The organism is Paenarthrobacter sp. NyZ202, assembly GCF_049860755.1.
Classification (GTDB): domain Bacteria; phylum Actinomycetota; class Actinomycetes; order Actinomycetales; family Micrococcaceae; genus Arthrobacter.
The window spans coordinates 1,814,135-1,832,973 of record NZ_CP187556.1 but is presented as its reverse complement, the minus strand read 5'-3'; the positions used below and the strand labels follow the sequence as shown (position 1 = coordinate 1,832,973).

The following is an 18,839-nucleotide window of genomic DNA, read 5'->3' as shown; positions in this document are numbered from 1 at the left end:
GCTTGCTTACTTGAGGAAGTCGGGAACATCGAGGTCGTCAGAGCGGTTGCCCGTCAGGTCCGGCTCCACGACTGCCGGAAGGTCCACGTCGAACCCCGAATCAGCGGGCAAGGCCGCCGGGCGCTGCTGGCCCCAGTTGCTCAGGCCGGCTGCACCGATGCCCGCGGTGGCGTGCTGGGGAGCTGCGGCATTCGACGGAGCCGACGCCGGCGCTGCGGGACGCTCAGCGGCCGGTACCGGGTTCTGGGCAGGACGCGACTGGTCCATGGACGGTGACGTTGCCTTGACGTCGTCGAATCCGGCCGCGATGACCGTGACCCGGGCTTCATCACCCAGGGCGTCGTCAATGACGGCACCGAAGATGATGTTGGCTTCGGGGTGGGCGACTTCCTGGACCAGGCGGGCGGCTTCGTTGATCTCGAAGAGGCCAAGGTCCGAGCCGCCCTGGATGGACAGCAGCACACCGTGGGCGCCGTCAATGGATGCTTCAAGCAGCGGCGAAGCGATGGCAAGTTCCGCAGCCTTGACGGCACGGTCTTCGCCCCGGGCAGAGCCGATACCCATGAGGGCAGAACCCGCCCCCTGCATGACGGACTTGACGTCGGCAAAGTCAAGGTTGATGAGGCCGGGGGTGGTGATCAGGTCGGTGATGCCCTGCACACCGGAGAGCAGGACCTGGTCAGCGGAGCGGAAGGCGTCCAGGACGGAGACGTTGCGGTCGCTGATGGAAAGGAGCCGGTCGTTGGGGATGACGATCAGGGTATCGACTTCGTCGCGGAGGGCATCGATGCCGGCTTCTGCGGATCCTGCGCGGCGGCGGCCTTCGAAGGTGAAGGGACGGGTGACGACGCCGATGGTCAGGGCACCGAGCGAGCGGGCAATGCGCGCCACGACAGGCGCGCCACCGGTGCCGGTGCCACCACCTTCGCCTGCGGTAACAAAGACCATGTCTGCGCCGCGGAGAACTTCCTCGATCTCATCGGCGTGGTCTTCGGCTGCCTGCTTTCCGACCTCGGGGTTGGCGCCGGCTCCAAGGCCGCGGGTGAGCTCCCGGCCGACGTCGAGCTTGACGTCAGCGTCACTCATGAGCAGCGCCTGCGCGTCGGTGTTGATGGCGATGAACTCGACGCCCCGGAGGCCGACTTCGATCATTCGGTTGACTGCGTTCACGCCACCGCCGCCGATGCCGACGACCTTGATGACGGCCAAGTAATTCTGCGGTGCTGCCACGTTTCGTGCCCCTTGCTTGTGTCCTATTGCGAAACTGATCGAGTCCAACTTGAATCCTTGGACCTTAACCCTCTAGTTGAAGGTTATAGTTATGTCAAGTAACTCTACAGCGACGGTATTTCCTCTGCTTCGCACATGCAATGACCGCTTGCGCGTGTCGCTGGAATCCGCGAAATAAGGCGTCCGCCGCACTGAAGCCACCCTCCACAACCACCTATTTGGTGAACGGATGCCGTGGCACGCTCACGTCGTAAATACTGACGGGAACCTTGGGATCCTGCGGCATCTTCAACAATGCCTCCAGGGCCTTTGCCTTGGTTTCCCTGTCGTCGGCATTGCCCCACACTACCGTCTTTCCATCCACAAGTTTCAGCTCCACGGCATCCGGTGACGCGGCCGAAGCCGTGGACATCCTCGCCAGGACGTCCGCAGGCAAGGTGTGCAGGACGGCTGCAATGGCTTTGAACAGCTCGGTATTGGTTGCTGCCGCGCCATCGTCGATCAGGGGCAGGGCCACCGACGCCTGGTCCTGTGTCACTCCGAGCTGGACGCCGTCGACGTCCACCAGCACAAAGGAGCCGCCCTGCTTGAGCAGCGCCACGGGAACCCGCTCGTGGACATGAACCAGCAACTCCGACGGCGGCCTGGCCTCCATGGTTGCCGACCTCACCTGGACCAGCGGCTTCAGCAGGGTATTGATTTCCTCCTCGGTGACCTGCGGAAGGGGCTTGCCTTCCAGATCGCCGAGCGCTTCCTGGACCGCGTCGGGAGTCAGGAGCTTTGTCCCGTCCACCGTCACCGTCCGGACAGCAAGGACAGGAGAATAGACGGCACCGGTGATCAGCAGGGCAACCAAAGCAGTTACGACCGCGGCCGTCCATACCACCAGCCGCCGCTGCCTGCGCGCCTTCGGCTCGGGAAAGGCTATGACGTTGCCGGCCGGCGGAACCGCAGCTTTGGCGGGTTGTTTCGCCCCGGGACGTGGAAAGGACCTCACGGCCTTCGCTTTTGCCTTGGGCGGAGCCTTCCGTTCCGGTTCAACGGAGCGCTCGGCGCTGATCACCCCCTCCTCGGGGGATCCACCCCCGGGCACGGAACTCCGGGAGGCCTGGCCGGGGGTGCCGGTCTTTCCGCCGCCTGCCGCGGCCCGCGGCTTGAACGTTGGCTTGCGGGTACTAGCCACGAAGGGCCTCCACAATCACCGGCCCGTAGGCGGTCACATCGCCCGCCCCGACAGTCAGGACAACATCGCCATCCCGGGCCGCGGCCACGACGCCGGCTACGGCATCATCGGCAGCCACGAGCCTTCCGTTGGAAAGCCGGTTTGCGATCAGGTCGCTGGTGACCCCCGGGATGGGGTCCTCACGGGCGGGATAAATGTCCAGGACAAGGGCCGTGTCCGCCAGGTCCAAGGCAGATGCGAACTCGGCCGCGAACTCACGCGTCCGGGAAAACAGGTGGGGCTGGAAGAGGACATGGACCTTGTTGCCGCCCGCAACGGACCGCGCTGCCGACAGTGCCGCGCGGACTTCGGTTGGATGGTGCGCATAGTCGTCGTACACGCGCACTCCCCCGGCCTGGCCCTTCAGTTCAAACCGCCGGGATGCCCCGGTGAAGTGGCCGAGCGCGGCCGCAGCCTGGTCCGGGGCCACCCCCAACTCCAAGGCCACGGCGAAAGCAGCCGCCGCATTCAGCGCATTGTGGCGGCCGGGAACCTTCAAGTCCAGTGCGTACCGGCCACCGGCGGCCTCTACCGAGACGGAACCCGGGCCGTCGTCCTTAAGCCGCACGGCGGCGTCGTCCGCTGTCCCATACGTGAGCACACGAGTGGTTTCCTTTGCCGCTGTGCGCTCCGCCAGGGCCCGCGCCCCGGGATCATCGGCGCAGGCAAACAGAACACCGTCGGGCGGCAGGAGCGCTGCGAAGTCATCAAACGAGGCGAACACGGCATCGGCCGTACCGTAGTGGTCGAGGTGGTCCGCTTCGACATTGGTGACCACCGCGATGGACGGTTGGTAATTGAGGAAGGAGCCGTCTGATTCATCGGCTTCAGCCACGAAGATGTCCGAGGCGCCATGGGCGGCGTTGACGCCGAGGGCCGGGACGTTGGCACCGATGGCGAAGGACGGATCAAGCCCCGCCTGCTTGAGGAGGACCGCAACCATGGACGTGGTGGTGGATTTGCCGTGGGTTCCGGCGATGGTCACGACCCTGTGCCCGGCCATGGTGGCAGCCAGTGCCTCTGAGCGGTGCAGGACGGGCAGGCCCGCTGCGCGCGCAGCGGACAGTTCCGGATTGTCATCACGGATGGCCGAACCCGCCACCACGGTTTGGGCGTCCTGCAGGTTGCCGGCGTCGTACCCCACGGCGATCCTTGCCCCGGCCGCGGCAAGGTCCTGCATGACAGGAAGGTCCTTGCCGTCCGAACCGCTGACGGGCACGCCGCGGGCCACCATGATCCGGGCAACGGCAGACATGCCCACACCGCCGATACCGATGAAATGGACCCGCCCCAGCGAGCCGAGGGATGCAGTGTTGTGGTGCGTCATGCTGATACCGCTTCCAGTACAAGATCAGCCATCCGCTGATCGGCGTTTCTGATGCCCAGGGCCTCGGACTTCCGGGCCATGTCCTCGAGTCTGCCCGGGTCCGACAACAGGGGGACCACGTGGGACAGGATCCACCCGGGTCCAAGGTCCTTGTCGTCCACCAGCAGCGCTCCCCCGGCGGCGACGAGGGATGCGGCATTGAGCGCCTGCTCGCCATTGCCGACCGGCAGTGGAACGAAGACTGCCGGTACTCCCACAGCCGCGACCTCGCTGACTGTTGCGGCTCCGGCGCGGGCCAGGAGGACATCCGCAGCGGCGTAGACGGTTTCCATGGCGTCCACGTATTCCACCTGCCGGTAGCCTTCCGCGGCCAGGAGGCCACCTTCGGCGTCGCGGACGGCTTTGCCTGTTCCGGTGATGTGCAGCGTCTGGATGCCTGCTTCGGCCAGCGCGGGGAGCGCTGCAGCTATGGACTTGTTGATGCTCAGGGCACCCGACGATCCGCCCGTGACGATCAACGCAGGACGGTCCGTGCGAAGTCCCAGGGACTCCTTGGCAGCTGCTGCCGCCGTGCGGCGGTCAAGGCCGGATACGGCGCGGCGCATGGGCATGCCGACGTGCCGGGCGCCTTTGAGCCTGGTCTCCTTAAACGCCACGGCCACGTGGCTGCTGAACCTTGCACCGACGCGGTTGGCAAGGCCCGGGCGGATATTGGCCTCGTGGATGACGATCGGGATCCTTCGCTGGCGGGCGGCCAGGTACATGGGTGTGCAAACGTAACCCCCCACGCCCACCAGGACATCCGCGGCGGCATCGTCCAGGATGCGTCCCGACTGCTTGATGGCACCCGCCAGGCGGCCGGGGAGCCGGAGCAGGTCAGCTGAGGGCCGTCGGGGAAAGGGCACCCGGTCGATGGTCGCCAGCTCGTAGCCGGCGGCCGGGACCAAGCGGGCCTCAAGACCCGACGGCGTGCCCACGGCCAGGAGGGCAGCATCCGGGCGCTTGGTCTTGATCGCCTCGGCAATGGCCAGCAGCGGACTGACGTGGCCCGCGGTGCCGCCGCCGGCGAGGACAACCGACAGGGGTGCGGATGGCTGGTGCGGAGTTGAAGTCATGAAGTGCTGTTTACGCTTTCGTGGCGGTCTTGGAGGAACGGCGCGGAAGGAAGCGCGGCCGTTGTTGGGGAGGAAGCTGGGCCCGGGCCAAAGACAACACTACGCCCACGCCGCACAATGACATCACCAGGGCGGACCCGCCGGAAGATATGAAGGGCAGCGGTACCCCGATGACCGGGAGGAGCTGTGTGACCACAGCCATGTTCATGCTGGCCTGGCCGAGCAACCACACCATGATGCCACCGGCAAGTGTCCGCTGGAACGGATCAGTTTGGCGGACCACCACACGGAAAATGGCGATCCCAAGAATCGCGAAGAGGGCCAGCACGACGATCGTGCCCACCAGGCCCAGTTCTTCGCCGATGATCGCGAAAATGAAGTCGTTGTGGGCTTCCGGCAGCCAGTTGTACTTCTGCCTGCTCTGCCCCAGCCCCAACCCTGTCCAGCTGCCCTGGGCCAGTCCGTACATGCCGTTGGTCGACTGGTAGCTGAAGTCCGAATCCGCAGTACACGCATCGTTGTCCACGCCCAACCACGCGGTGACACGGCAAATGCGGTTGGGACTGATCGCTGTCATGGCGGCCGCGCCAACAGCACCCAGCAAACCTGCGACGGCCAGCATTTTGGTGGGAACGCCGGCAAAGTAGAGCGTTGCGGCAACGATGGCGGCGATGACGATGACTGTTCCGAGGTCGTTGCCTGCCATCACCAACCCCATGACCAGTCCCGCGCCGGGTATAACGGGGACGATCACATGCATCCACCGGTGCAGGTAGTTCACTTTCCGGGCCAGGACGGCAGCGATCCAGATACACAGCACCAGCTTGGCGATCTCGGAGGGCTGCAAGGTGATGCCGCCGAAGTCGATCCAGTTCTTGTTGCCGTTGACGCGGCGGCCAAACACCTGGACCATCACCAGCAGCACAATGGTTGCTCCAAGGGCCCACCACGACAATTTCTTCATCCAGTTCACGTTGGTGCGCGAGATGACGTACATGCCCACGAGGCCCACCACACCGAACACCGCCTGCTTCAGGGCATCGGCGTACGGCGACTTGCCTTCGGAAATGGCTTCAACGCTCGATGCCGACAGCACCATCATGACGCCAATGGCAGTCAGGGCCAGCGCACAGCCAAGGATGAGGTAGTACGTGGAGTTGTTGGGGGCCTTGCTCTTGCCCTCAAGGCTCTCCCAAAAGCTCCGGACGTGTCCGCGGAGCCCGCTGCGCTGCGTTCGGGCAGCCGGCGAAGCCTTGGCTTTCCCTCCCCCGGGGTTCTTTCCGCGGGTGCGGGTGGGCGTGCTGACCATTGTTACTCCTCGGTGGTCTGTGCCTGCCCTTCCACGAGCTCGCGAACTGCCTGGATGAAAGCATCGCCACGGTGAGCGTAGGAAGAGAACTGATCCATGGATGCAGCCGCCGGAGCCATAAGCACCGTGTCTCCCGGCGCTGCGACGCTGGCTGCCGCCGCCACGGCCTGGGCCATGACGGTCTCGCCATAAATCGGCGAGGACGCGTCACCGGCTGCGGTCTGCACCTTTTCAGTGTCGCCCTTGGGCTGGGCTATCACGGGGACATCCGGCGCGTGTCGCTGGAGGGCTCCTTCCAGGGCCCCTGTGTCCGTACCAATCAGCACCACGGCTTTGAGCCTTGGGGCGTGTTCCTTGACGAGGTCGTCGTAGTTGACGCCCTTGGACAGGCCGCCGGCTATCCACACCACATTGGTGAAAGCCGAGAGTGCTGCCGAGGCCGCATGCGGATTTGTCGCCTTGGAATCGTTGATCCACAGTACGTCGCGGTGCTTTGCCACGAGCTGGATGCGGTGGGCACCAGGCAGGTAGTTGAGCAGGCCCTGCTTGACGGCGGCCGGCTCCACTCCGTAGGCGCGGACAAGGGCAGCCGCGGCCAAGGCGTTGGCCACCATGTGCCGCGGAGCCACCGGTCCGAGGTCGGACATGGCAGCAAGCTCAGCGGCGGAATCCTTGCGCTCGGCAATGAACGCGCGGTCCACCAGCAGACCTTCCACGACGCCAACCATGCTGATGGCGGGCGTATTGGTGGTGAAGGCGACGGCACGGCAGCCTTCCACGACGTCCGCGTTCTCCACCATCCGTTCGGTTTCGATCTGCTCGGCGTTGTAGATGGCAGCCTTCTGCGTGTTCTCGTAAACCTTGGCCTTGTCCGCCAAGTACGATCCGTAGGAACCATGCCAGTCAACGTGGTCCTCGGCAACGTTAAGGCAGACGCTGGCCACCGGCGACAGGGAATGGCTCCAGTGAAGCTGGAAGCTGGAGAGCTCCACGGCAAAAGCGTCATACTCCACCGGGTCCCGCAAGGCATCCAGGATCGGCGTTCCCACATTCCCCACGGCGATGGCCTTCAGCCCCGCCGCCTGCAGCATGGACTCGGTCATGCCAACCGTGGTTGTTTTGCCATTGGTCCCGGTAATGGCAAGCCAGTCCGCCGTCTTGCGGCCGGCCCGCTGCCGCAACCGCCAGGCCAACTCCACATCTCCCCACACTGCGATGTGCTTTCGCTTCGCCGCGGCGAGCAATGCCTGGTCAGGGCGCCACCCTGGGGAGGTGACCACAAGCTCCGGCAGTTCGCCGTCGATGAGCGGCAAACGGCTAACGGCAGCCTCGCCGAGGAGCACGTCCACCGCACCCACAATTTTCAGGGTGTCGGCCTGGGCTTCAGCCTTGGCCGTGGTGGCGGCATCCACCACCACCACCCTGGCCCCGAGTTCGATCAGGGTGTCGGCAGCGGCGAATCCCGAGACACCGATGCCCGTGACCACCACCCGGAGGCCCCTCCAGTCAGCATCCCAGCTGGTGAGGTCCTTGAGGCGGTCAGTTGAAGGAGACGTCGATTCCGGGCCCTGGTTCACAGCAGCACCACCCATTCAGCGTAGAAGATTCCGAGACCTGCGGCGACGAACAGTCCGGCAAGGATCCAGAAACGGACAACGACCGTGACTTCCGCCCAGCCTTTCAACTCAAAGTGATGCTGGAGGGGAGCCATTTTGAAGACCCGCTTGCCCCCGCTGAGCCTGAAGAAACCTACCTGGATGATCACGGACAGGGTGATCAGGACGAAGAGGCCGCCGATGAAGGCGAGCAGGAGTTCGGTGCGGGACAGAATCGCGAAGGCGGCAACGGCGCCGCCGATGGCCAGCGATCCGGTGTCGCCCATGAAGATCTTTGCCGGTGAAGTGTTCCACCAGAGGAAGCCCACCAGGGCCGCGCTGAGGATGGCTGCCAGCAGCGCCAGGTCCATGGGGTCGCGCACCAGGTAGCAGCCGCTGCCCGCCTCACGGGGTGAGCCACAGGCTTGGTTGTTCTGCCAGATGCCCATGATCGTGTACGCGCCGAACACCATGATGGAGGCACCGGCGGCCAAACCGTCCAGGCCGTCGGTGAGGTTCACGCCGTTGGTGGTTGCCGTAATGATCAGGTTGGACCAGATGACAAACAGGATGGCGCCCAACACGGTCCCGCCGAAGGCGAGGTCAAGCCATGGGATGTCCCGGACCAGGGAGATCTGGGTGGAAGCGGGCCGCAGTCCGTCCTCGTTGGGGAACTGCAGGACCAACACCGCGAAGATGATGCCCACGGCTGCCTGCAGGATGAGCTTGGCCCTGGCGTTCAGGCCCAGGCTGCGTTTGTTGGAGATTTTGATGTAGTCGTCCAGGAACCCTACGAAGCCCATTCCCACCATGAGGAAAAGCAGCAACAGGCCGGAGGCCGACGGCCCCGGAGAGCGCGGGTTCATCATCCACATGATCAGGTGCGTGACGAAGTACGCCACCAGCACCGCGGCGACCACCACCGTTCCGCCCATGGTGGGCGTGCCGCGTTTGGTGTGGTGGGACGTAGGTCCGTCGTCCCGGATGAACTGCCCGTAGCTCTTGGCCACCAGGAACCGGATGAACAATGGCGTGCCGATCAAGGCCACCAACAGGGCGACGCCCGCGCCGATCAAAAGTGCAATCACAGGAGCTCGTTCCCTTCGCCTGCGGCATCTCCAGCCGCGTTTTCCCCGGCGGACTGAGCCCGTGGAGCCAATGCTATCCGATCCCCCAAATGCCTCAGGCCTACGCCGTTGGACGATTTGAAGAGGACAAGGTCACCGGGTTGAAGCTCGCGCTGCAGGAGCTCGTAGGCTTCGTCCGCGGTCTCAGTGAACGAGCATTCATCTCCCCAGGAGCCTTCCTGGACAGCGGAAACGTAAAGTGCCCGTGCCTCGCGTCCCACCACCACTAGCCTGGAGATGTTCAGGCGTACTACCTGCGTCCCCACGGCCGTGTGCTCGCGGATGGAGTCCTCCCCCAGCTCAAGCATGGCGCCAAGGACCGCCCAGGTTCGCCGGCCCTGTCCGAGGTCGGCCAGCGTACGAAGGGCTGCCCGCATCGATTCGGGGTTGGCGTTGTAGGCATCGTTGATGACGGTGACTCCGTCAGGACGTTCCGTACGTTCCATGCGCCACCTGCTGGCGGCCGACTGGGTGCTCAGCGACGCTGCAATATCGGACACGGGGATCCCCGCCGCGAAGGCGGCTGCCGCCGCAGCCAGCAGGTTCGTCACATGGTGTCCCCCGATCAGGCGGCTCCGCACCGGAACAGCCGGGCCGCCGTCGGGAAGTACGAGGTCGAAGTCAGGGTGCCCTTGGGAGTTGACCACCACATTGCGGGCTTCAACGTCCTCGTTGGTTCCCGGTGAGGCGGTGAAGCCCAGCACCCGGGCCTTGGTCCGGGACTGCATGGCTGCCACCCGCGGGTCGTCCATGTTGATGACTGCCGTACCGGTTTCGCTCAACGCTTCCACCAGTTCACCCTTGGCCTTGGCAATGTTCCCGATGCCGCCGAATTCACCGGCATGCGCAGAGCCAACCACCAGCACTACACCGATGTCCGGCTTCACCATGTCGGCCAGGTACTTGATGTGGCCGATTCCGGTGGCGCCCATCTCGATCACCAGGAAACGGGTGTCGGCGTCGGCGGCAAATACGGTGAGGGGAACTCCCACTTCGCCGTTGTAGGAGCCCTGCGGTGCCACGGTGGCGCCAGCAGTGGACAACACCCCGGCCAGGAGATCCTTGGTAGTGGTCTTGCCTGCGGAACCGGTGATCCCCACGACAGTGAATTCTTCACTGCGCCGGGCGCGGTCGGCACGGATCCGACGGACGGCCTCTGCCGCGATGGCTCCCATGGCCAGCACAGCGTCATCGACAATAACGGCCGGATACGGTTGGCCTTCGGCGTCGGTGGCCTCACGCTCGGCCAGGACCAGGACGGCGCCCCGGTGGAAGGCTGCGTCGATGAAGTCGTGGCCGTCGGCGTGTTCGCCGGGCTTGGCCACGTACAGGGACCCGGGAACCGCCTCCCGCGAGTCAGTGACGACGGACGTGGGAACAATATCCCCGGCTCCCGTAAGGCGGCCATGGGTGATGTCGGCGATTTCCGCCGCTGTAAGTGCAATCATCTCGGTTCAGGACTCTATCCGCTGGTCCGGGGAAACGCTGAATCCCTTGGATGTCAAGGCGGCCCGGAGTTCCACCCTGTCGTCGAGGGCCAGGTTGACGCCCTTCACCTCTTGCCACACTTCATGGCCCCTCCCGGCAACAAGAATCGTGTCCTTCCCGGTCGCAAGGTCCACTGCCAACCGAATGGCCGTTTCGCGGGGATATGACTCGATGATGTCGGTGCTGAGGCCGTCGGCCTCACGCGCTGCGTGCGCGCCTTGCAGAACCTCCGCACGGATGGACGCGGCGTCCTCGTCGTGGGGATCGTCATCGCTGACGATGACGACGTCGGCCAGGCGCGCCGCGATCGCCCCCATCGTCGGCCGCTTGCCTTGGTCACGCTGCCCTGTGGCACCAAACACGACAATCACGCGGGACCCTTGTTCGGGTGACCTCACTGCCTCCAGTGCCCGGGCCAGGGCATCGGGATTGTGGGCGAAATCAACCACGGCGGCCGGAGCGGTCGACACAAGCTGCATCCGTCCAGGCACGGCCACAGTGAAGGGATCATGGGCATCGAGGGCGGTCTGCAACTCCTCCACGCCGACACCTGAAGCCAGCACCATGATGGTTGCCAGGGCTGCATTGGCCACGTTGAAGTCGCCGGGAAGACCGGTGTGTACCCGGAGCACAGCGCCGTCGCGGTGCCGAAGCTCAAAATCAGTGCCAAGGCCGTTCGGGGTTGGCACTGCCACCTCCCAGTCCGCGCCGCTGCCCGGCACCGAAGCAAGGGTAGTCAGGGGAATGGTGGCCTCGCCGGCCAGGCGGCGACCCCACTCGTCGTCCACGGTAACCACCGCGTGGCGGGCCCGGGCGGAGGTAAAAAGTTCGGCCTTGGTCCGGAAGTATTCCTCCATGCTGCCGTGCAGGTCCAGGTGGTCCTGGGTCAGGTTGGTGAACCCGGCGACGTCGAACTTCACGCCGTCAACCCTGTGGAAGGAGATCGCGTGGGAGGACACCTCCATGGACGCCGCGTCCAGGCCCCGCTCCCTCATCAGGGACAGGAGGGCGTGCACCTCCGTGGACTCCGGCGTGGTGAGCAGGCTCGGGATCGGCGCCCCGCCGGCCAGGATCTCGATGGTTCCGATCAGCCCCGGCGTCTTGCCCAGCGCCCGCAGCAAGGAATTGATGAAGTAGGTGGTGGTGGTCTTGCCGTTGGTTCCGGTCACACCAAAAAGCGTGGGGGCTCCGCCGTCCTTGGGCTGGCTCCTGTAGATCAAGGCTGCCAGATGCCCGACGGCGGCACGCGGCTTGTCGACGATCAGCACCGGTACGGGCTGGTCACCTGCCAAAGCAAGCTGGCGCGCACCGTCGTCGTCCGTCACCACCGCGACAGCACCGGCGTCGACGGCCTGGGCCACGAAGTCCGCGCCGTGCCGCGATGCGCCCGGAAGGGCCATGTAGAGGTCGCCGGACTCCACTGTCCGGGAGTTCAGGGAGATGCCCGTCACTGCAGTGCTGCCATCGGAATCCGGCAGCATGACGCCAAGGCTCGCGGCAATGTCCGCCAGGGGCACGGCAGCCACGGATTCCGGGCGGAAGCCCGCTCCCTCCGCTTCCGGCTGCATGGAGTTGGAAGCGGCCTCATTGTGCTCTGACACGTGGTTCTCCGTTGATGCTCGGTGGAACGACCGGCCTTGGCCAGCAGCGCCAAGTCGGTAGTAATGGTTCTAAAGATCGGCCGAAACAGACGCCCAAAAAGCTTACTTGACGAACTGCGGCAAGCGCGCGGGCGTCCCGGTGGACGGTGCCACGTTGTAGGTGCGCAGCACTTGGGCCATGACCGAACGGAAAACCGGCCCGTTGGTGATGCCGTAGATGCTCCCCTTGGGCCGCTGCAGCACGACCTCAACGATGAACCGGGGGTCGTCCATGGGAGCCATGCCCACCATGGACGCTGTGTAGCCGTCGAATCCCGGCAGACCATCCTCACGGGGAGCCTGGGATGTTCCCGTCTTGGCCCCCACACGGTATCCCTCGATCGCGGCGTCCTTGATCTGGCCCTCCGTCACCGCGCTCTCCAGGATGTCGCGTACTTGCTGTGCCGTTTCCTGGGAGACCACCTGCCGGCTGTCCTTGGCGGGAACCTTCTGTTCCTCACCCTCGGGTGTGATGTAACTGTCGATCAGCCGCGGTTGGAGCATGACGCCGTCGTTGGCGATGCTTTGGTACGCACGGACCGTCTGCAGGGTGGACTGGGAGACGCCTTGTCCGAACAGCACCGTGTACTGCTGGCGGTCGTCCCATTGATCCGGTTTGGCGAGGATGCCGGTGGCTTCGGCGGGCAGTCCGATGTCGGTCTGCTCGCCGATTCCGAACTTCTTTAACCAGTCGTAGCGCTGCTGCTTGGTGAGCCTGCTGCCTGCCATGACGGTGCCGGTGTTCATGGACCACCCGAGAATGCCCGCGAGGGTCCGTTCCTCCGTGCCGTGCTCAAAGGCGTCCGTGAACGTTTGACCGTCGATGGTGTAGGAAGACGGGATGGTGAAGTGGTCCAGGGGGCTGGACTTGCCTTCTTCGATCACGGCGGCGGCAGTAATCATCTTCTCCACGGAACCGGGCTCGTAGGCAGCGGTCACTGCCCTGACACCGCGGTCCTTGGCATCCACTTTTCCGGGGTCGTTTGGATCCGGTGCATTCGTGTCCGCCAAGGCGATCAAATTGCCGGTCTTGGCGTCCATCACCACAATGACGCCCCACTCGGCGTTCAACTTGTTGACTTGGCTTTGGATTGCCTGCTGGGCGAAATACTGGATGTCCGTGTTGATGGTCAGCTTGACGTCCGTGCCGTCCACGGCGGGTGTCAGTTCGTCAGTGGCCACCGGGATGCGGAGGCCGTCGGCTCCGATCTCAAAAACGCGCTTGCCGTCGACGCCCCGCAGGCGTTCATCCTGTGTCTGTTCAATTCCGGCCTGTCCTGTGGTGCCGTCTTGGAGGAAGCCCACTACACCGCCGGCCACGCTGCCGTTGGGATAAACGCGCTTGCTCACCCCCTCTGCCGAGACGCCCGGTACGTGCAGCTTGGAGATCCGGTCCTCCAGCTCGGGCTTCACGTCCTTGGCAACCACGAAGTACTTCTTGTCGCCGGTCAGTGACTGCCTGATCTGGGCAGCGTCGGCTCCCAGGAGCGCCGCCAGCTCCGTGATGCCCTGGTCCCGCGAAATGGTGTCCACTTCCTCAGTGGCCTCGTTGTAGCGTTTGAACTCCGTTGTAGCTGTGTTGAGGACCTGGTCAACCACAATGTTGTAGCGGATCACGCTGCTGGCAAGCACCGTTCCGTTGGCGTCGACGATCTCTCCGCGCTCTGCCGGAAGGCTCTGGGGCCGCAGGCGGCTTTCGAGCGCAGCTTCAGCCATGCCCCCGACATCCAGCCCCTGGACCATGAAGAGCTTGCCGCCGACCACCAGAAGCAACGTCAGCATGATGCCAAGGCCAACCCGGAGGCGCTTCCTCGCCGCCGGCACCTTCGTTTTCTTCGATTTGCCGGGATTCTGCGCCACAGTGATTCCTTGCTGCTGACCTTGCTTCGGTGGATTGATGAACTACTGCCCCGGCTCCTTTTGGGCGGGCGCCGGAACCGATCCGCCGTGCAGTTCCACCGTGGGAGCTGCCGCCGGAGCCGGAGGTGTTGCCGCGGGAACGGACGGAGCCGACGGTTGGGCCGGTTTAAGGTTTTCCAACGGATCCTTGGTAGTTACCGAGGGAACGACGTCAAGCTGGCCTGCCACGGCCGGCGGGGCAATCAAGGCTGAGGGGTTGTCGCCCTTAACAGCAGGGGTTGCCTTGCCGGTCACCGTCATGGTCTCCAGATCAATCTGGCCCTTGACGGTTGACTGGACCATTCCCAATTCTGCAGCCTTGGCGGCAAGATTCTGGGGAGCCTCAAAGTTCTGCTTTTTCTGTGTCAGGTCCTGGTTCTCCTTGTTGAGCGTTGCTGCCTCGGCTTTCAACTGCACCAATTGGTACTGGGCCGTGGAGACCGAAATATTCAGGACGAGGACTGTCAGCAGGGCAAGCGCCAGCACGGAAAAGCACAACACCACGAACGGTGTGCGCTTGCGTCCGGGAGCCGACCTGACGATCGAGAGCGGGGTGCGCGCCTTCTCCGCGGCCGGCTTGGCCACGGGCGACGGCAAGGCCCTTGCGGTGTTTCCTGCCACGGAGGGCAATGTCTTGGCTGCGGCGGTGCTCATGCGACTCTCCTTGGCTTGATGCGCTCTACGGCCCTGAGTCGGGCAGATGCCGCACGGGGGTTTTCGGCTATTTCTGCTGCCGTAGGCACTTCAGTGCCCTTGGTCAGTGTCTTCAGTTCGGGTTTGTGCTCTTCCAGTTCCACCGGGAATCCCAGGGGAGCCGAGGATTTGGACCCGGTCTGGAAGACGGACTTGACGATCTTGTCCTCCAGCGAGTGGTAGGACATCACCACCACCCGCCCACCGAGTGCTGTGGACGCAACTGCTGCAGGAACCGCGCGCTCCAGCACGTCCAGTTCCTCGTTGACCTCGATCCGCAGGGCCTGGAAGGTGCGCTTTGCCGGATGTCCGCCACTCTTGGCCGCACCGGCGGGCACGACGCTGCGGATTTGTTCCACCAACTCACCCGTGGTGGCGAAGGGCTTCAGGTCTCTGGCGGCAACGATCCTGGCGGCGATCCGGCCCGCGAACTTCTCTTCGCCCCACTTGCGGATGATCCGGACCAGTTCTTCCTCGCTGTAGGTGTTAACGACGTCAGCGGCCGTCTGGCCCCGGCTCGTATCCATCCTCATGTCCAGCGGCGCGTCGTAGGAGTAGGCGAAACCACGCTCCCGTTCGTCCAGTTGCAGGGAGGAGACGCCCAGATCCATGAGGATCCCGTGGACTGCCTTGATGCCGAGGTCGGCCAGGACGTCCTCGATCTCGTCGTAGACGGCGTGGACAAGGTCAGTCCGGTCGGAAAACGGCTCCAGCCGGGCCCCGGCCAGCGCCAGCGCCTCCTCGTCGCGGTCTATGCCCACCAGATGGAGGTCCGGAAATCTCTGAAGCATGGCCTCGGAGTGCCCGCCCATGCCCAGGGTGGCATCGATCGCCACGGGCGTTTCGCCGCGACTGCGTGCAGCTTCGAAGCCGGGTGCGAGGAGATTGATGCAGCGGTCTTTCAGGACGGGCACGTGGCGCTCAGATGTGGGCTTTGCCGGATCCTGCTCTTCCACGCTGCCTCCTCTTTCCTCAATCGCTTGCATGGCGTTCTTGAATCGGATCCCCATCCGCGCCTGTCGTCCTGCCGCCTGGCTCCGGGGAAGGTGAGCCAGGGTGGCAGTCCGATGGGCGGCTGGAGGTCCCATCCAAGAACCGGGGCAGCGCCCCCTCTGTCCGGTTATAGGAACCCGGGCAGATTGTCGTCATCGGTTTCCGAGAAGGCTGCTTCCTTCTCGGCGAGGTACTCGTTCCAGGCCTGGGCGTCCCAGATCTCAGCGCGGGTACCGGCACCAATGACCGCCAATTCCCTGTCAAGACCTGCGTAAGCCCGGAGCGCGGGAGGAATGGTCACGCGCCCCTGCTTGTCAGGTACCTCGTCAGAGGCTCCGGACAGGAAAACCCGGATGTAGTCACGAGCCTGCTTGGAGGACAAAGGAGCCTCCCGCATGGATTCGTGGATACGCTCGAATTCCCGCTGGCTGAAGACGTAGATGCAACGCTCCTGGCCCCTGGTGAGGACCAGCCCCTCGGCAAGCTCCTCGCGGAACTTGGCTGGAAGGATGATGCGGCCCTTCTCATCGAGACGCGGGGAATGGGTGCCAAGAAACACCTGCCCACCGCCCCTCAATCAAGGTGCCCGCACATACCCAACGATGCCACTACCCTCTTATGCGCTCCACTTTACTCCACATTGCCCCACAGTCAACGCAGGATCGGGTGTTTCGCCCCCACTCTTGGTGGCATCAAGCCCGGAATCACGCGGATTGCGGCTGCGGGGAGGAAAGTGGGGCACGGGGAGGGCCGCGGGTGGCGAAAAGCTCCACACTGCGGCCCCGGGGAAGGCCGGCGAGGACGGAGGGCGCAGCCAAGGGAGGGAAGTGGAGCAGGTGGAGGAAGGTGGAGCAGGTGGAGGAAGGTGGAGCAGGTGGAGCAGGTGGAGCAGGTGGAGGAAGGTGGAACAGGTGGAGGGAAGTGGCAGGCTCTGGGGGTGGCGTGGTCAAGGACACTGGAGGCCGGGAACGGCCGACCGGTCACGCCCCGTTCAAGTGCTGCTGCGTGTTAAACAAAAAAGACCCGCCTTAAACACAAAAGACCCGGCGCGGGTCTCCAGGGGCAATCAGATCCGAGCAGGCCAAGCTGAGTGGATGCGGGAAGGCATCTTTACCGACGGTACTTAACCTGCGCACGGAAGAAGTGCCTTCCAGCAATGCATCGGCAGGGCGCCCGGGATGGGCGTTGGAATGGGAGCAGGGGCGCTGGACCTTTTCCAGCTTGGGCATCACCACGTTCTGGCTTGGGCGTCACCACGGAACCGTCACCTCGGAACGGTCACCAGGAACAGAGGCTTCGGGCACGGATGAGGAACCGGGGGCACCGGCGTCCTGTCAGCAGTGGGAGTCCGCGCGCAGGCCTGCACGCCGGCTCCGGAGCTTAGGTGTCGTCCCGGCGGCGTTCGTCCCAGCGTTCTTCAAGGTTGCTCATGAAGGAACTCTTGGTCCGCGCCTTGCCTGGCTTTCCGCCGCCGCGGGACTTGCCAAAGGCCGCGCCGCGGAGAGTGGCGAAGTAGACGCCCGCCCCCATGACAACGAAGCCAAGCACGCCCACGAAGATCTGCTGGATCGAGACTCCGACCAGCAAAAGCAGGATGCCGGCAATAGCGCCCAGCACACCGATGATGACATGCCTGGTGGACCAGCTGCGGATGGGATCCGAACCCATGGTGTTGGCAAACTTCGGATCGTCCTCGTGAAGCTGCTTTTCAAGTTGCTCAAGCAGCTTCTGTTCGTGCTCCGAGAGGGGCATCGCGACCTCCTTTAGTCAGCCAGCGTCTGGACGGAACGCGGCCTGTGCGTCTCTTTCCCAAACGATCGGGCGTTGCCAGACGTTCCCGGAAAATCATGACCTTGTGGCAATCATTTTCCCGGGCCGACTGTTCAGGAAACAGCTGTCCAGACGATCTAAATATCTGTACTAATTAGGATAGTTTGTCGCGGGCGGTTCTGAAAGACAGCCGGAAGGCCCCGAAGGGGTGTTATGGGACACGTCACGGACCCTCCTGTGGCTTGCCCGGCTCCAGCAGCCTGGCCGGAAGGAGCGTTTTGGAGCCAAACCGTTCAGCCACCCGGTCCAGAGCCTGTTCAGCGGCCCTCCAGTTGTCGTCCCTGCGGTCGAGGCTGAGTTGCAGGGATGTCTGTCCTGCGTGCTCCAACTGCTCGGCGCGGACACCCACCAGGCGAACAGCCATGGGCCGCGAACCCAACGACTCCAATAACTGGACAGCAACCTGGTAGATCAGCTGCGCACTGTCCATGGGCGTCTGCACGGTCTTGCTGCGTGTCACGGTGGAGAAATCGGCAAAGCGGAGCTTGAGGGCAACAGTCCTGGCAAGCATTCCGGAGCTCCGCAGCCGTGCGGCCGTCCTGTGCGACAACCTGAGCAACTCCCGGTGCAGCAAAGCGTCGTCTGCGGTGTCCGTGGAGAAGGTCTCTTCCGCACCGATGCTCTTTTCGAGCCGGACGGCGGTGACCGGCCTGGGGTCTATCCCCAAGGAGAGCCGGTGGACATGCTCGCCGCCCGCACCCAGGACTTTCCGCAGGGAAGCTACCGGCGTGGCGGCGACGTCCGCCACGGTGCGGATGCCCAAACGGGCGAGGACCTCCGCGGTCTTTCCACCCACCCCCCAGAGCGCGTTCACCGGCAGGCTGTGCAGGTAGGGAACGGTGTGGTCGGCGTCGATCATGAGGATCCCGTCCGGCTTGCACCTCGTGGAGGCGATCTTCGCCACGAACTTGGTGGCGGCGACGCCGACGGATGCCGTGATGCCAAGCTCCTTCCACACCGTTCGTCTGATCAGGTGGCCTATGTCCAGGGGCGGTCCAAGGCGACGGATGGCTCCGCCCACATCAAGGAAGGCCTCGTCCACGCTCAGGGGTTCCACGAGGTCGGTGATCGAGGAGAAGATCTCCATGATCTGCGCGGAGACCTCGTAGTACAGCTTGTGCCGCGGATTGATGATCACTGCCGAGGGGCACCGCCGCATGGCGATCGACATGGGCATGGCCGACTTGACCCCCGTGGCCCTGGCTTCATAGGAGGCAGACAGGACTACGGAGCGTTCGGCCGGGAAGCCCACGATCACCGGCTTGCCGCGCAGATCCGGGCGGTTCCGGAGCTCGACCGAGACGAAGAAAGCGTCCATGTCCACGTGCAGGATGCTTGTTCGGCGGAGCTTCCGGAGGGCGTCTCCGGAGA

General features: G+C 64.4%; 15 protein-coding genes. All 15 read right to left on the bottom strand.

What is annotated here, in order from left to right; translation table 11 throughout:
* Window positions 1-6: 6 nt before the first annotated feature.
* A complete protein-coding gene (gene ftsZ / locus ACPFL9_RS08465; RefSeq protein WP_426006997.1) occupies window positions 7-1,230 on the bottom strand; it encodes a cell division protein FtsZ in 1,224 nt (407 codons plus the stop codon).
* A 214-nt stretch (window positions 1,231-1,444) separates the two neighbouring features.
* Entirely contained in the window at window positions 1,445-2,413 is a 969-nt protein-coding gene (locus ACPFL9_RS08460) for an FtsQ-type POTRA domain-containing protein (RefSeq protein WP_426006996.1), read from the bottom strand.
* Window positions 2,406-3,779 (bottom strand): UDP-N-acetylmuramate--L-alanine ligase, encoded by a 1,374-nt coding sequence (gene murC, locus ACPFL9_RS08455; protein WP_426006995.1) that lies wholly within the window; start codon window positions 3,777-3,779, stop codon window positions 2,406-2,408. The genes ACPFL9_RS08460 and murC overlap by 8 nt, the downstream gene beginning before the upstream one ends.
* A complete protein-coding gene (murG, locus tag ACPFL9_RS08450) occupies window positions 3,776-4,894 on the bottom strand; it encodes an undecaprenyldiphospho-muramoylpentapeptide beta-N-acetylglucosaminyltransferase (RefSeq protein WP_426006994.1) in 1,119 nt (372 codons plus the stop codon). The genes murC and murG overlap by 4 nt, the downstream gene beginning before the upstream one ends.
* 10 nt (window positions 4,895-4,904) lie before the next feature.
* On the bottom strand, window positions 4,905-6,203 hold the full coding sequence (ftsW, locus tag ACPFL9_RS08445) for a putative lipid II flippase FtsW (protein ID WP_426006993.1): 1,299 nt from the start codon (window positions 6,201-6,203) through the stop codon (window positions 4,905-4,907).
* A 2-nt stretch (window positions 6,204-6,205) separates the two neighbouring features.
* Window positions 6,206-7,795, bottom strand: coding sequence for a UDP-N-acetylmuramoyl-L-alanine--D-glutamate ligase (gene murD / locus ACPFL9_RS08440; protein WP_426006992.1), 1,590 nt, complete (start codon window positions 7,793-7,795; stop codon window positions 6,206-6,208).
* The gene (gene mraY, locus ACPFL9_RS08435; RefSeq protein ID WP_426006991.1) at window positions 7,777-8,886 is read right to left on the bottom strand and encodes a phospho-N-acetylmuramoyl-pentapeptide-transferase; all 1,110 of its coding nucleotides are present in this window, start codon (window positions 8,884-8,886) and stop codon (window positions 7,777-7,779) included. Before mraY ends, murD begins: the two co-directional genes overlap by 19 nt.
* Window positions 8,883-10,373 (bottom strand): UDP-N-acetylmuramoyl-tripeptide--D-alanyl-D-alanine ligase, encoded by a 1,491-nt coding sequence (locus tag ACPFL9_RS08430; protein WP_426006990.1) that lies wholly within the window; start codon window positions 10,371-10,373, stop codon window positions 8,883-8,885. Before ACPFL9_RS08430 ends, mraY begins: the two co-directional genes overlap by 4 nt.
* A 6-nt stretch (window positions 10,374-10,379) precedes the next feature.
* Window positions 10,380-12,014, bottom strand: coding sequence for a UDP-N-acetylmuramoyl-L-alanyl-D-glutamate--2,6-diaminopimelate ligase (locus tag ACPFL9_RS08425; protein ID WP_426006989.1), 1,635 nt, complete (start codon window positions 12,012-12,014; stop codon window positions 10,380-10,382).
* A gap of 102 nt (window positions 12,015-12,116) precedes the next feature.
* Window positions 12,117-13,913, bottom strand: coding sequence for a peptidoglycan D,D-transpeptidase FtsI family protein (locus ACPFL9_RS08420; protein ID WP_426006988.1), 1,797 nt, complete (start codon window positions 13,911-13,913; stop codon window positions 12,117-12,119).
* A 42-nt stretch (window positions 13,914-13,955) separates the two neighbouring features.
* Window positions 13,956-14,606 carry a hypothetical protein gene (locus ACPFL9_RS08415; protein ID WP_426006987.1) on the bottom strand — a complete coding sequence of 217 codons (651 nt, stop codon included), beginning with the start codon at window positions 14,604-14,606 and terminating at the stop codon, window positions 13,956-13,958.
* Window positions 14,603-15,631 (bottom strand): 16S rRNA (cytosine(1402)-N(4))-methyltransferase RsmH, encoded by a 1,029-nt coding sequence (rsmH, locus tag ACPFL9_RS08410; protein WP_426007517.1) that lies wholly within the window; start codon window positions 15,629-15,631, stop codon window positions 14,603-14,605. Before rsmH ends, ACPFL9_RS08415 begins: the two co-directional genes overlap by 4 nt.
* A gap of 134 nt (window positions 15,632-15,765) precedes the next feature.
* Entirely contained in the window at window positions 15,766-16,197 is a 432-nt protein-coding gene (mraZ, locus tag ACPFL9_RS08405; RefSeq protein ID WP_426006986.1) for a division/cell wall cluster transcriptional repressor MraZ, read from the bottom strand.
* An 821-nt stretch (window positions 16,198-17,018) separates the two neighbouring features.
* Entirely contained in the window at window positions 17,019-17,390 is a 372-nt protein-coding gene (locus ACPFL9_RS08400; protein WP_426006984.1) for a DUF3040 domain-containing protein, read from the bottom strand.
* Between the two features lie 241 nt (window positions 17,391-17,631).
* Window positions 17,632-18,786, bottom strand: coding sequence for a DNA polymerase IV (gene dinB, locus ACPFL9_RS08395; RefSeq protein WP_426007516.1), 1,155 nt, complete (start codon window positions 18,784-18,786; stop codon window positions 17,632-17,634).
* Window positions 18,787-18,839: the final 53 nt, after the last annotated feature.